The organism is Mucilaginibacter gynuensis (assembly GCF_039541195.1).
Classification (GTDB): Bacteria; Bacteroidota; Bacteroidia; order Sphingobacteriales; family Sphingobacteriaceae; genus Mucilaginibacter; species Mucilaginibacter gynuensis.
The window spans coordinates 85,599-100,348 of sequence record NZ_BAABFT010000005.1 but is presented as its reverse complement, the minus strand read 5'-3'; the positions used below and the strand labels follow the sequence as shown (position 1 = coordinate 100,348).

Sequence of the window (14,750 nt, the reverse complement as noted above, 5' to 3'; positions counted from 1 at the left end):
TTAATTAATAATAGTACAATATACAATTATAATATAATATTGATGATTTTTGATATATTGCTTTAAATAAAATTAACCCATGAAAACAGTCGCCTTTATATAATATATACCATACATATATTGTTAAACGCGCCGCAGTATGTTTGGTAAATTATTGCTATCATCTGTTAATTTTCAAGTTAAATTATTTTTCACGTTAAGCTACTTTTGAAAAAACGATAACGAAATGATAAAATTTGACTGGAAAGGTGTTTTCCCTGCGGTAACAACAAAGTTTACTGATAACGATGAACTGGATTTTGACGCATTTGATAAAAATATAAATGCCCAGTTAGAAGCCGGTGTTGATGGTATAATATTAGGCGGCTCACTTGGTGAAGCCAGCGTTTTAAGCGACGATGAAAAATTTTCGCTGCTATCACACACCGTTGAATTTGTTGAAGGCCGCGTACCCGTGCTGTTAAACATTGCCGAGCAAACTACTAAAGCAGCCATAGCGGTTGCTCAAAAAGCGCTTGATTTGGGTGCCGATGGTTTAATGGCACTGCCGCCAATGCGTTACAATGCTGATGCTGTTGAAACGCTTACCTATTTCGGCGCTATCGCGAAAAGCACACCTTTGCCTATAATGATATATAATAACCCGGTTGATTATAAAATTGAGGTTACCCTTGATATGTTTGAAGAGCTTACCGCTTATGATAATATACAGGCCGTAAAAGAATCAACCCGCAACATTTCAAACGTTACCCGTATGATCAACCGCTTTGGCGACAGGTTTAAACTGATGACAGGTGTTGATCCTTTAGCTATGGAAAGCCTTGTAATGGGCGCGCATGGCTGGGTTGCCGGTTTGGTTGATGCCTTCCCTAAAGAAACCGTAGCTATTTACCGCTTGGTAAAAGCAGGCCGTATTGATGAGGCTTTGGCTATTTACCGCTGGTTTTTACCTGTTTTGGAACTGGATATTCACCCTAAACTGGTACAATACATTAAACTGGCCGAAGTAGCCACAGGTATTGGCACCGAAACCGTACGTGCGCCGCGTTTGCCACTGCAAGGTGCAGAGCGTGTACAGGTACTAAAAGTAATTGATGATGCATTGGCTGTTCGCCCGGTATTGCCTGTTGGCAGCTGGGGTAAACTAAGTGAGGTAACAGCATAACTTAACTAAATGAATACTAAAAATATTGTAGCGTGCAGCTATGTTGAAGGCAGCGATAAAAAGTTTACAGGGGTAGAGGCTTCTACCGGAAATAAACTCGAAGGCGAGTTCAGCACGGCCACCCAACAGGATATTGACAGTGCGTTAAATGCGGCAACAGCCGCATTTAACGTTTACAAAAATACCGGTAATTTTAAAAAGGCGGCATTTTTAACAGCCATAATTAACGAGCTGAATGCCATTGGCGAAGTGCTGGTAGCCAGGGCGGTACAGGAGAGCGGCTTGCCTTTAGCCCGCTTGCAGGGCGAACTGGGCCGCACAACCGGTCAGCTGAAAATGTTTGCCGATTTGCTGGAGGAAGGCTCATGGGTAGAAGCCATTATCGATAATGCCCTGCCTGACAGGAAACCCCTGCCAAGATCAGACATCCGCAGAATGCTGATCCCGATTGGGCCGGTAGTTGTTTTTGGGGCGAGCAATTTTCCGCTGGCATTTTCAGTAGCGGGCGGCGATACCGCTTCGGCACTGGCATCGGGTTGCCCTGTGGTGGTAAAAGCGCACGCGGCGCACCCGGGTACCAGCGCTTTGGTGGGCGAAGCTATAGTTAAAGCCGCCAAGCAATGCGATATACCCGAGGGTGTTTTTTCGCTATTGTATGATGACGCTTACGAAGTAGGCAGCCAGCTGGTAAAACATCCAGAAACTAGAGCGGTAACATTTACCGGCTCATACAAGGGTGGCATGGCATTGGTGAAACTGGCGCAGGAACGTAAAGAACCTATCCCGGTATTTGCCGAAATGGGCAGTATTAACCCTGTATTGTTATTGCCGGGTGCTTTAGATACCAGTGCCGAAAGTATTGCCGCTAAATATGCCGGGTCTATCACTTTAGGGGCGGGGCAGTTTTGCACCAATCCGGGTTTATTGATCGCGGTTAAATCAGCTTCGCTGGACGTATTTAAAACCGCTTTGGTGAGCGCTATAGAGCAGGTGCCATCGGCAACCATGCTTACCAAAGGCATCTGCGAAAACTATCATAACCTGTCAAAAAACATACTGGCCGAAAACGGTATTACCGTGCTGGCCGAATCAAAGGTGACGAATGCCGAGCTGATCAATCAATCTGCCGCTAAAGTGGTAGAGGTAAGCGCGGCAACATTCTTAAGCAACCCTAAATTTCAGGAAGAGATCTTCGGGCCATACTCTTTATTGGTTGTAGCCGATGATGAAGCCGAGCGTTTAGCCGTGGTAAAGGCACTGGAAGGACAGCTTACGGTAACCCTGATGGCTGCTGATAATGAACTCGCCCAATACACTGAACTTGTATCGGCATTGCAAAATATAACCGGGCGCATTATTTTAAACGGTGTGCCTACCGGTGTTGAAGTTTGCGCGGCAATGCAGCATGGCGGGCCGTTCCCGGCTACTAATGATAGCCGTTTTACTTCTGTTGGCGCTACCGCGGTTTACCGTTTTGTAAGGCCTTTTGCCTGGCAGGATTGGGATAACGCCCTGTTGCCCGACGAGCTGAAAAACGGCAATCCCCTGAATATTTGGCGCAAGGTTGATAATAAATGGACAAAAGACTAAATGAGCAGTAAAACTTTTTTTTGTATAGACGCGCATACCTGCGGTAACCCGGTTCGCCTGGTAGCGGGCGGCGGCCCCAACCTGAAGGGTGCCAATATGAGCGAGAAACGCCAGCACTTTTTAAAAGAATACGATTGGATCCGCAAAGGCCTGATGTATGAGCCCCGCGGTCACGATATGATGTCGGGCAGTATATTGTACCCGCCTCATGACCCGGAGAATGATGTAGCCGTATTATTTATTGAAACCAGTGGTTGCCTGCCAATGTGCGGTCATGGTACTATCGGTACTATCACCATCGCCATTGAGGAAGGCTTGATACAGCCTAAAGTACCGGGCGTAGTGCGTATGGAAGCACCTGCGGGTTTGGTGTTGATAGAGTATAAGCAGGAGGGCAAAAAGGTAACGTCGGTAAAGCTGGTTAACGTACCATCTTACCTCGCGGCGGTAAATTTGGAGGTAGAATGCCCGGATCTGGGTACACTTACCTTTGATGTATCGTACGGTGGTAACTATTACGCCATTGTTGATCCGCAGCCTAACTTTCCGGGATTGGAAAACTACACCGCTTCGCAACTGATTGCCTGGAGCCAGGTGATTCGCAAGCGGATCAACGAAAAATACACCTTTGTGCATCCGCAAAACCCTACCATTAATACCTGTACACACGTATTATGGACGGGCGCTACCTTATCTGAAGATGCCACCGCCCGTAATGCCGTTTTTTATGGCGATAAAGCGATTGACCGTTCACCATGCGGTACCGGTACATCGGCACGTATGGCGCAATGGCATGCCAAAGGGAAGCTTAAACAAGGCGAGCCTTTCATCCACGAAAGCATTATCGGCAGTAAATTTACCGGTAAGGTAGAGGAGGTGGTAAAGCTGGAAAACTTTGACGCCATTGTACCAAGTGTTGAAGGCTGGGCAAAGGTTTATGGTTACAATACCATCAAAATTGATCCGGAAGATGATCCTTACGCTTACGGTTTCCAGGTAATATAATTTAAGAACAAAACATATCGAAATAAGCGTTTATGGCTAATGTATTGATTATTGGCGGGGGTATTATAGGCCTTAGCTCTGCATATTATTTAACCAAGGCCGGTCACCAGGTTACCATACTGGAAAAAGGCGACCTTACCGACAATTGCTCTTTCGGCAACGCGGGCATGATAGTGCCAAGCCATTTTATTCCGCTGGCCGCGCCGGGCATGTTGCAGCAGGGCATCAGGTGGATGTTTAACAGTAAAAGTCCGTTCTACGTAAAGCCCTCACTCAATCCCGAACTCATTTCATGGGGATTGAAATTTATCAAAAATGCCAATGCCGGGCATGTAGAGCGCTCTGCTGAACCGCTGCGCGATCTATCGTTATTGAGCAAAACCTTGTACGAAGATCTGGCTAAAGAACCGGGTTTTGATTTCGGCCTGGAAGAAAAAGGTATCCTGATGTTTTATAAAACAGAAAAGGGAGCCGAAGAAGAAGCGCATTTAGCCGAAAAAGGCCGCGAGCTGGGTTTGGATATGGCCGTGCTGAATCCCGAAGAGTGCCGTCAGTTACAACCGGACTTAAAACTGGATGTATTGGGCGCGGTACATTACCGTTGCGATGCGCACCTGTATCCTAATAAACTGATAGCCGACCTGGTTACTTACCTTGAAAAAGCGGGTGTTAAAATTATGCGCAATCACCAGGTAACTAATATGGAGGTATCGGCCAATAAAATTAAAAGCGTATTTACCGGGCCTAAACAATGGGTGGCCGATGAATATGTGATAGCGGGTGGTTCATGGTCGCCGGCTATCGCTAAGCTGGTTAACCTTAACGTACCGCTGATGCCGGGTAAAGGTTATTCTTTTATGGTAGCCGAACCGCAACAGCGCATGAGCATTCCGGCTTTGCTTTGCGAAGCCCGTGTAGCCATAACCCCGATGAATGGCAGCATCCGCTACGGCGGCACTATGGAATTGTGTAAAATGAACGATCGTATTAATATGAACCGGGTTAAAGGTATTGTGGAAGCCATACCGAAATACCTGCCCGATCTGCAACCTGCATTACCTGCCGAAAAAGACATTTGGTTTGGTTTCCGGCCTTCATCGCCGGATGGCTTACCATATATCGGCCGTAACAAAAAGTACGGTAATTTGGTGGTAGCAACCGGGCATGGTATGATGGGTTTAGGACTTGGACCCGCAACAGGCAAGCTGGTAAGCGAGCTTATCAGCGAGGCGAAACTGTCCATTTCTGTCGATTCTTTCGCTCCTGACAGGTTTTAGCTAATAATTGTATTGCAAATAAGCGGGCTGCCAAACAAAATTTTGGCAGCCCGCTGTGTTTTGTAGCTATTTTGATTTTGTTTTAGCGAAATAACATCAAATATTAGCAAATACTATCCATATTTTACCCTAATTAGCATTAAGTGTTGGTATTTTAAGTTAAATAATTGTAAATTGAACACATATTAAAATTACCACCACATGAAAGTACTGCAGTTTACAATCCCCGTAGCACACGATAAAAGTGTTATTGCAGAGCAGGTTAATCTGCCGCATCATTACCCTTACCTGCATCGTCACCAGGAGGCACAGATCACCTGGATTCAGGAGGGTGAGGGAACTTTAATAGCCGGCAACAATATGCACGCTTTTGCTCCTGGCGATATCTTTTTACTGGGTGCCAACCTGCCACACCTGTTTAAAAGTAACCAGGAGTATTACCAGCCCGATAGCACCCTGCGGGTAAAAGCGATCACTATTTTCTTTAACCCCGATGGTTTGCTGGCATCCATGTTTGAGCTGCCTGAGATGAAAGCCTTCAAGATATTTATTCAGCAGCACCAGCAAGGGTTTAAAGTACCGGCAGATCATTCGTACAAAATATCGCAGGTAATGTATTCAGTAAAAAAGGCCAAGGGTTGTGATCAGCTGATCGCTTTCTTCAGCCTGTTGAAAAACCTGCAAACCATGAATGTTAAGCTTGATCCTTTATCGGCTTTCGGCAGTTTGCCCGGCATTACCGAAAACGAGGGGATCAGGATAGGTAATATCTACAACTTTATAATGCAAAACTACAGCGAATCAATAACGCTGGAAGATGTGGCCAAAGCCGCCTACATGACGCCCGAATCGTTTTGCCGTTATTTTAAAAAGCACACCGGGCACACTTTTATATCGTTCCTTAACGAAATGCGCATTAACGAGGCTTGTAAAAAACTTACCGAGCACAAGTTTGAAAGCATTTCAACCGTGGCCTATAGCTGCGGCTTCAAGAGCATCAACAACTTTAACCGAGTGTTTAAGTTTGTAATAGGCAGCTCGCCGCGCGAGTACCTCGATAGCTATAATAACAGCGTAAGTAACCTTACAAGGGTAGCCAGCTAACAGCATTTATTAATTAATTTCTATTCAAGTTTTATAGCCGGACAAGCACCGGACGGCAACCCTTTTGTTTTTACTTATGAACAACCTCTATTCTTTATTTACAATTTTTATGCGGCGTAACAAGCTGTATAAGGGAATTTTTATTTTACTGCTGATGGCTTACAGCCCGGTAGCATCCGCGCAAAACGCGGCAAATATGACCGCCATTTATGAGCAGGCCAGCGAAATGACAGGTAAGATCACCCAGTACAACCGGGATGTGAACGCCATACAGGATTTTTATTCGCCCTATACTACTAATGACCGGTCGGAATACCAATACAGGCAGCGTGTACTTAATTCGCCACAACAACGCAAGCGCCTGGTTGAACTCAATAACGATTACCTTAAACAGTTAGCCGCAGCCGATTTTGATGCCATGAGCATTTATGGTAAGGTTGATTATATTTTGCTTAAAAAGAAGATCAATTTTGAACTGCTTGATTTAAGTAAGGAAGAAGAAAAGTACAACAGCATAAAAAGCTATATTTCGTTCGCACAACCTATTTACGAGCTGGAAATGATCCGTCGCAGGGGTGGCAGCATGGATGCCCAAAAGGTAGCCCTGCAACTGGCCGATGTGATCAAACAACTTAAAACGGATTCGATAACGATTAAAAAGCTCGCGTCTATAGATATGCCTTTGGCAAGAATAGCGCAATCTGCCGTGATGGGTTTGCGTGCCCGTTTAAGGAGTACCTGTACTTTTTATCTGGGTTATGATCCGCAATTTACCTGGTGGGTAAACGCGCCGTACAAAACATTGGAGAGCAGCCTCGACCAATACAGCAGGATGCTTATTGGTAAAGGCAAGGTAAATACCACACAAAAGCCCGATAGCAGCGGGATAAAGGGCGTACCTATTGGCCGCGATCAGCTGATACAGGAACTGAAAGCCGAACTGATCCCTTATACCCCTGAAGAACTTATCGCCCTCGCCAATAAAGAATTTGCCTGGTGCGATAAAGAAATGCTGAAAGCATCAAACGAAATGGGCTTCGGTAACGATTGGAAAAAGGCTCTCGAAAAAGTAAAGAACAGCTATGTAGAAGTTGGCAAACAGCCGGAGCTGATTGTGAAACTATATAACGACGCGCTTTCATTTATCAAAGAACGCGATATGATCACTATACCGCCGCTGGCCGAAGAAACATGGGGCATGGTAATGATGTCGCCTGAAAGGCAACTGGTGAACCCTTTCTTTACCGGTGGTAAAGAGATCAGCATATCGTACCCTACCAATACCATGAGCCAGGAAGATAAGCTGATGAGCATGCGCGGCAACAACCCTTACTTTTCAAGAGGAACCGTACAGCACGAACTGATACCGGGCCACAACCTGCAATACTTTATGAACAGCCGCTACAAACCGTATCGCGAAGATTTTTCTACGCCGTTCGCTACCGAAGGCTGGTCGTTATATTGGGAGTTGCTGTTGTATGAAAAAGGCTTTGCCAAATCGCCCGAAGAACGGATAGGCATGTTGTTTTGGCGCATGCACCGTTGCGCGCGAATCATTTTCTCGCTCAACTATCACTTAGGCCAATGGACCCCGCAGCAATGTATCGACTTTTTGGTTGATCGTGTAGGCCACGAAAGGGCCAATGCCGAAGGCGAAGTTCGCCGGTCATTTGTAGGCGGCTACAGTCCGCTATACCAGGTGGCTTATCTGGTGGGCGGCCTACAACTCTTCAGCCTGAAAAAAGAACTGGTTGATAGCGGCAAAATGACCTTTAAGCAGTTTCATGATACCGTTATTAAAGAAAACCTGATACCGGTAGAACTGCTCAGGGCCACCATGACCAACCAGAAGCTCGACCGCGATTTTACCACGAAATGGAAGTTCTACGATTTTAAATAACCCCTAAAATAAGCACCGATACTTTATGGATAACAATACCCAATTTAAGCCCTCGTTGCGCCTGGTTGATGCCACCATGCTGGTTGCAGGCAGTATGATAGGCTCGGGCATATTTATTGTAAGCGCCGATATTACCCGTAACGTAGGCAGCGCGGGCTGGCTCATTATGGTATGGCTCCTTACCGGTTTCATGACGCTTACGGCCGCCCTAAGCTACGGCGAACTTAGCAGCATGTTCCCCAAAGCGGGCGGGCAATACGTGTACCTTAAACAAGCCTACAACCCGCTGGTTGGTTTTTTATACGGCTGGAGCTTTTTTACCGTGATACAAACCGCTACCATAGCCGCGGTAGGGGTAGCCTTCGCCAAGTTTACGGCGTACTTGATACCGCAGGTAAGTGAAGATTTGGTAGCAGTAGATCTGGGTTTTATGCACATATCGCCGGCGCAGTTGTTATCTATTTTGGTTATCGTGTTTCTAACCTACATTAACACCCGCGGGGTAAACAGCGGCAAATTTGTGCAAACCATACTTACCATGGCCAAATTGCTGAGTATTTTAGGTTTGATCGTATTTGGGTTATTCGCCCTAAAAACGAGTATATGGAACAGTAACTGGACGGATGTATGGAACCTGCATAAACTTAATAAAGATGGTTCTGTAGCATCTTACACTACTATTGCGGCTTTAGGTGCCATAGCGTCGGCAATGGTAGGTTCCATTTTCAGCAGCGACTCATGGCATAACGTAACCTTTATTGCCGGAGAGATAAAAAACCCGAAACGTAATATAGGTTTAAGCCTGGCGCTGGGTACCATCATTGTAACCGTAATTTACGTAGTCACCAACATTATGTATACCGGCGTATTGTCGTTACATGAAATAGCGATATCTGATAAGGACAGGGTAGCGGTTACCGCCTCACAACAAATTTGGGGAAGCACCGGTACCGTTATCATTGCCCTTTTAATTATGGTATCCACCTTTGGCTGTAACAATGGCTTAATAATGGCAGGGGCAAGGGTGTATTATTCCATGGCTAAGGACGGCCTGTTCATTAAAAAAGCAGGCGAGCTCAACAAAAATTCCGTTCCGGGCTTTTCTTTGTGGGTACAGTGCCTTTTTGCCTGCCTCTGGAGTCTGAGCGGACGGTACGGCGATCTGCTGGATATGATCTCTTTTGTGGTAGTGGTATTTTACATGCTCACCATTGGCGGTATCTTCATCCTCCGCAAAAAAATGCCCGATGTAGAGCGACCTTACAAAGCTTTCGGCTACCCCGTTTTGCCAATAATTTATATCATTATGGGGCTGTCGTTTTGTTTGCTGCTTATCTACTACAAACCTAACTACACCTGGCCGGGGTTGATCATCACCCTTTGTGGCATCCCGGTTTATTACCTCATTATGGGTAAAGATAAAAAGAAACCCCAACCAGTGCCCGAAGCGGCATTGACCGAATAATAGAAAAAGGCCCTTATTTTAAGGGCCTTTATGTTTTATATCGCTTTGGTCTTTTCTTTAAGCCATTGCTTTTCTTCGTCGTTCAGTTGTGGGCTAAGCCTATCGTAAACGGTTTGGTGATATTGGTTAAGCCAGTTGATGTGGTATTGCTCCAACAGGTCTTTTTTAATGAGGCGGGTATCAATATGTGCCAGCGTAAGCGTTTCAAAAGCGTAGAACTCGCCAAATTCGTTAACGCTGTTCTCAATAGTTAAAACAAGGTTTTCTATACGGATGCCATGTTTGCCCGGACGGTATATTCCGGGTTCGATGGAGGTGATCATACCCAGCTCAACCGGGATAGGGGTAGCCGTAGCGTTAAACACCTGCGGACCTTCGTGCACGTTCAGGTAAAAACCTATGCCGTGCCCGGTACCGTGGCCATAATTGCGGGCATAATCCCACATCGGTTTACGACATATCGCATCTATCTGGTAGCCGCAAGTCCCTTTTGGGAACAGGGTGCCCGAGCCTTCTATCATCGCTTTCAGCACTAATGTGTAATCGGTACTTTCCTCATCGGTATTGTTGCCCAATGGCATCATGCGGGTAATATCGGTAGTGCCGTAAAAATACTGTCCGCCCGAATCTATCAGGAACAAACCTTCAGGCAGTATCTCGCTATCGCTTTCCGGAGTGGCTGCGTAATGAGGCAGCGCGCCGTGGGCTTTGTAACCGCCAATGGTATTAAAGCTCACCCCGGCAAAACCATCCTGCTCTGCACGGAAGCCTTTCAGCTTTTCGGCAGCGCTAAGTTCAGTTATGCTGATGTTGCCAACATTTTCTTCGGCCCATTTAAAAAAGCGGGTAATGGCTACGCCATCTTTTACCATCGCCTGGCGAATGTTTGCTACTTCAACGTTGTTTTTAACCGCTTTGAAATGGGTAGATGGATTGATGTCTTTAATTACTTTAACACCTGCCGGTAACAACTTTAAAAAGCCGAAACAGTTACGTTTAGGGTCGATAAAGATGCTGGTATCTGCCGGTAGCTGCTGCAAATCGTCGGCTATGGCTTCGTAAGGTTTTATGGCTACACCGCTTTGCTGTAGCTTTTGTTTGTCTGCATCGGCTATCTTACTATTGTCGATATACAGGGTAGCTGTATCGGCATTTATCAAAGCGAAACTCAACACCACAGGGTTATAGCTTACATCGTTACCACGGATGTTGAACAACCAAGCCATATCATCTAATGATGAAACAAGGTGGTAGGCAGCCCCTTGTTTTTTAAGCGAATCTCTAACAGCAGCCAGTTTATCCTGTACCGATTGCCCGGTGAACTGCTCGTCTATCAAAAACGCGGCGTCGGCAGGCAGGGCAGGGCGATTTTTCCATACGGGGTTCAGCAGGTCTATATTTTTAAGGCCGATGCTTTTGGTGGCCAGTTTGCCCTCCAGCAATTCGCCCGATAGGATAGGCATCAATTGAAAATCGAACGCTACGGTATCCCCTTCGTTAAGGGTTTCGTGCAGCCAGTCGATGTATTCGGGGGCGTGTTGTACTTTTAATTTAACCAGTTCAAAACCGGTATTTTCCAGTTGCTCGTTTGCCTGTACAAAATACCTGAAATCGCTCCACAAACCGGCAAAACTTTCGGTGATCACCAGCGTACCGGCCGAGCCTGTAAAACCCGAAGCGAAATGAAGACATTTATACCTGTCGGGCACATACTCGCTAATGTGCGGATCGGCAGAAGCGATGATATAAGCGCTAACCCCATTCTCTTTCATCAGCGAACGTATAGCGGCAAGTTTTTCTTTATAAGTCATGATATAAAAACATTGATAGTGCAAAAGTATTGTAATACACGCTATATAAACTAACCCATATTACCATAAAGTGCCAGTAATTTGATTTTATGATACTAAGGTTAAAATGTGGCCTGAATTAACTAAAATGCAAGTATAAAGCTTTACAGTTTTGCAATACTTTTGAAACATAGCTTACGCTTTAAGGGCAAGCGAGTTTGCTCATTATATAGTATACCGTGTTCAGGAAAGCCCGATCGGGCAGGTGTGCGGGTGGTTCCGGTATTTGATCGTTTTATATTAATCGAACTTATAAATATGAATTTCAGGTTAGCGCCATTGCTGATAATGGCTTCAGCTACATTTTTTACTACCATAGCTTTAGGGCAGCAAGCCGTAACGCCCTATTTGCCTACCCATCAGGAGGTGATAGCCTCGTATAAAAAGGCGAACGATCTGGATAGCGCGCTGCGTAATATTGCCGTGGTTACCAATATTGCCCCCAACTGGCAGCCCAAAGGCGAAACCTTTTGGTACCGCAAAGCCCTTGATAACCGCAAGCAGGAATATTACCTGGTGAACGCCGCTACAGGCAGCCGCAAAAAGGCCTTTGATCATGAGCGTATTGCCTCGGCACTTTCAAAACTTACCGGTACTGCTTACGATGCGCAAAAGCTACCATTCACTGATATGCTTTTTAGTGAGGATGGTACTGCCGTAACCATTAAAGCCGGTGCTGATTGGGTAAAATGCGACCTGAATACCTACACCGCCGAAAAAACTTCAAAACCCGATTACCGGGCTTATAACCCTAACCTCCCTTTACAGCAACGAACTTACCGCTGGGAAGGCTCGCGCAGCAGGGATTCGATATCGCCGGATAAGCAGTGGACAGCTTACGCGAAAGATGGTAACCTCTTTGTTAAAAATGTAAGTGATGGGCACGAGGTGCAGTTTACTACCGATGGTACATCTACCCAGCCTTATGGCGGTTTTGTATGGTCGCCGGATAGTAAGAACCTGATCGGTTACCATATCGACCCAAAGAAAACAAAAGAGGTTTATTATGTGCTGAGTTCGGTTACAGGCACTACCCGTGGCGAATTGAAATCGCATGAGTACGATCAGCCCGGTGATGATTTTACCAGCTACGAGCCTTTTATATTTAATATTGCTACAAAAGCCAAATTGCCTTTTAAAACCGATAAGATAGATTTTTTCGGAACGCCTAAGTTACGCTGGCGCGAGGGCAGCACCCGCTATTTTACCTATGAAAGGGTTGACCGCGGTCACCAGCGTTTCCGGGTGATAGAGGTGGATGTGCAAACCGGGAATACCCGCAACATCATCGACGAAAAAACTAACACCTTTATTTATGAGCAGCGTATTGATACCCGTTACTTGCCTAAAACCCACGAGATACTTTGGGTTACCGAAGAGGATGGCTGGCGACATGCTTACCTTGTAAATGATATTACCGGTAAGCAGCAGCTGATTACCAAAGGAAATTGGGTGCTGCGTGATATTGACAGCGTTGATGCCAAAAAACGCGAAATATGGTTTAAAGCCAGTGGGATGAACGCAGGTGAAGACCCATACTTTATGCACTATTACCGCATTGGTTTTGATGGGAAGAACCTGGTAAACATTACGCCCGAAAAAGGTAACCACAGCGTTACTTTCTCGCCGGATAGAAAATATTTTATTGATACCTACTCGCAGGTGAATGTAGCACCGGTGATAACCCTTAAACGTACGGCTGATGGTAAAAAGGTGACCGACCTGGAAACTGCCGATTTAACCAGCTTGCTGGCTACCGGTATTAAACTGCCGGAAGTATTTGTAGCGAAAGCCCGCGATGGTAAAACGGATATATGGGGCGTGATCTACCGCCCTGCCTTTATGGATCCGGCTAAAACTTACCCTATCATCGAAAATATTTACGCCGGTCCGCAGGATTCATTTGTGCCCAAAAGCTTTTCGGCAGTGAACGAAATGCAGAGTCTGGCACAGTTAGGTTTTATTGTGGTTCAGATGGATGGCATGGGCACGGCCAACCGTTCAAAAGCCTTTCATGATGTATGCTGGAAAAACCTGGCCGATGCCGGTTTCGACGACCGTATATTATGGATGAAGGCCATGGCGGCCAAATACCCGCAGGCTGATATTAACAGGGTAGGCTTATTCGGTACCTCGGCAGGCGGACAAAATGCCGCGGGCGGACTGTTGTTTCACCCCGAATTTTACAAAGTGGGCGTAGCCGCTTGTGGTTGCCACGATAACCGTATTGACAAACAATGGTGGAACGAGCAGTGGATGGGTTACCCGGTTGGGCCTCATTACGAAGCGCAATCAAACATCACTAATGCCGCCAAACTTAAAGGCGATCTGTTGCTGATAGTAGGCGAGGCCGACGAGAACGTACCGCCTGAATCAACCTATCGCTTTGCCGACGCGCTGATAAAAGCCAATAAAGAATTTGAACTGCTTACCGTACCCGGCATGGGGCATAGCGATGGCGGGCCTTATGGTCGTCGCCGCAAAAGAAACTTTTTTATTAAACACCTGCTAAACGCCGAACCACCATCAAAAAATACAGGCGAAATGTAGATGCAAGATATTTACTATATCTCTCATGGGTTAGTAAATTTGATCAGTTGGTTAAAAGGCCCGTCTCGTTAACGGGCCTTTTTTGTGTTTTGAAGAGATGTGTCATTGCGAGGTACGAAGCAATCGCGAACTATACAAAGCGTGCCTGTAAACCGGAGATTGCTTCGTGCCTCGCAATGACATTCGTTTTTTAATTCCTTGATATTAAGTAAAAATATTACTTCCTGAATGCTGACACTAACCAAAGTATCAAAGCGATAACAACGATCACCACGATGATCCCGGTTACGGCACCGGCTTTAAATATTCCTCCGATAACTGAACAGCTGTTCAGCAAAAGCATTAAACAAACGATTAATCCTGCATGATATGTTTTCATAGTTTTATAGTGTTTAGCAGGCCTCAATGTGGCCATGATAGTACATATAATGCGTTAATAAATCATATTGTTTTGCGGTAAACGTATTAAATAAACCTAAAACAAGATGGATATACGGGTGTTAATCAGATAGAATCAAAACTTTAACGATTATGAAAAATCCATTCAAAAAAGATAACAACAAGTATTTGGTGCCTGTGTTGATTGGTACTGTCGCGGCGGGTGCTGCGGCCTATTTCCTACTTTCGGGCAATACTTCTGAATTACGCAACAAGCTATCAGAGAATATTGATAAGGGCTTAAGCGACCTTAAAGGTAAATTACCGAGCGGCGAAGAATTAGTGGCCCTTAAAGATAAGGTGCTGCATACGTTTACAGCTAAAGCTAACGCTGCTGTTGAACAGGTTTCTTAAGCTTATATAAAATACTAAGCAGGTATGAAGTATCTGCATAAAACAACAATCC

At 45.6% G+C, this 14,750-nt stretch carries 11 protein-coding genes; 9 read left to right on the top strand and 2 right to left on the bottom strand.

The annotated features are described in order from the left end of the window. Positions 1 to 226 precede the first annotated feature (226 nt). The 7 genes from ABD894_RS11525 (at position 227) to ABD894_RS11495 (ending at position 9,506) form a co-directional block, all read left to right on the top strand. The gene (locus ABD894_RS11525) at positions 227 to 1,165 is read left to right on the top strand and encodes a dihydrodipicolinate synthase family protein (RefSeq protein ID WP_345211181.1); all 939 of its coding nucleotides are present in this window, start codon (positions 227 to 229) and stop codon (positions 1,163 to 1,165) included. 9 nt (positions 1,166 to 1,174) lie between these two features. Continuing rightward, positions 1,175 to 2,755 carry an aldehyde dehydrogenase (NADP(+)) gene (locus ABD894_RS11520; protein ID WP_345211180.1) on the top strand — a complete coding sequence of 527 codons (1,581 nt, stop codon included), beginning with the start codon at positions 1,175 to 1,177 and terminating at the stop codon, positions 2,753 to 2,755. Next, complete coding sequence (locus ABD894_RS11515; protein WP_345211179.1) at positions 2,756 to 3,760, top strand: 4-hydroxyproline epimerase; 1,005 nt, start codon at positions 2,756 to 2,758, stop codon at positions 3,758 to 3,760. 32 nt (positions 3,761 to 3,792) lie between these two features. Further along, positions 3,793 to 5,037: an NAD(P)/FAD-dependent oxidoreductase gene (locus ABD894_RS11510; protein WP_345211178.1), complete on the top strand. Its 1,245-nt coding sequence runs from the start codon at positions 3,793 to 3,795 to the stop codon at positions 5,035 to 5,037. A 201-nt stretch (positions 5,038 to 5,238) separates the two neighbouring features. Beyond that, on the top strand, positions 5,239 to 6,141 hold the full coding sequence (locus ABD894_RS11505; protein WP_345211177.1) for an AraC family transcriptional regulator: 903 nt from the start codon (positions 5,239 to 5,241) through the stop codon (positions 6,139 to 6,141). Positions 6,142 to 6,250: 109 nt separating this feature from the next. After that, positions 6,251 to 8,041 (top strand): DUF885 family protein, encoded by a 1,791-nt coding sequence (locus ABD894_RS11500; RefSeq protein WP_345211176.1) that lies wholly within the window; start codon positions 6,251 to 6,253, stop codon positions 8,039 to 8,041. A gap of 25 nt (positions 8,042 to 8,066) precedes the next feature. Further along, complete coding sequence (locus ABD894_RS11495; RefSeq protein WP_345211175.1) at positions 8,067 to 9,506, top strand: APC family permease; 1,440 nt, start codon at positions 8,067 to 8,069, stop codon at positions 9,504 to 9,506. A 35-nt stretch (positions 9,507 to 9,541) separates the two neighbouring features. Here the strand turns inward: ABD894_RS11495 and ABD894_RS11490 are convergent, their stop codons facing one another. After that, on the bottom strand, positions 9,542 to 11,317 hold the full coding sequence (locus ABD894_RS11490) for an aminopeptidase P family protein (protein WP_345211174.1): 1,776 nt from the start codon (positions 11,315 to 11,317) through the stop codon (positions 9,542 to 9,544). A 297-nt stretch (positions 11,318 to 11,614) separates the two neighbouring features. Here ABD894_RS11490 and ABD894_RS11485 point away from each other — a divergent pair, with 297 nt between their 5' ends. Then, positions 11,615 to 13,906: a S9 family peptidase gene (locus ABD894_RS11485; RefSeq protein ID WP_345211173.1), complete on the top strand. Its 2,292-nt coding sequence runs from the start codon at positions 11,615 to 11,617 to the stop codon at positions 13,904 to 13,906. A 217-nt stretch (positions 13,907 to 14,123) separates the two neighbouring features. Here ABD894_RS11485 and ABD894_RS11480 read toward each other — a convergent pair whose 3' ends face one another. Then, a complete protein-coding gene (locus ABD894_RS11480; protein ID WP_345211172.1) occupies positions 14,124 to 14,285 on the bottom strand; it encodes a hypothetical protein in 162 nt (53 codons plus the stop codon). 152 nt (positions 14,286 to 14,437) lie between these two features. Between ABD894_RS11480 and ABD894_RS11475 the strand changes: the two genes are divergently transcribed. Continuing rightward, complete coding sequence (locus ABD894_RS11475; protein WP_345211171.1) at positions 14,438 to 14,698, top strand: hypothetical protein; 261 nt, start codon at positions 14,438 to 14,440, stop codon at positions 14,696 to 14,698. The last annotated feature ends 52 nt before the right edge of the window (positions 14,699 to 14,750 follow it).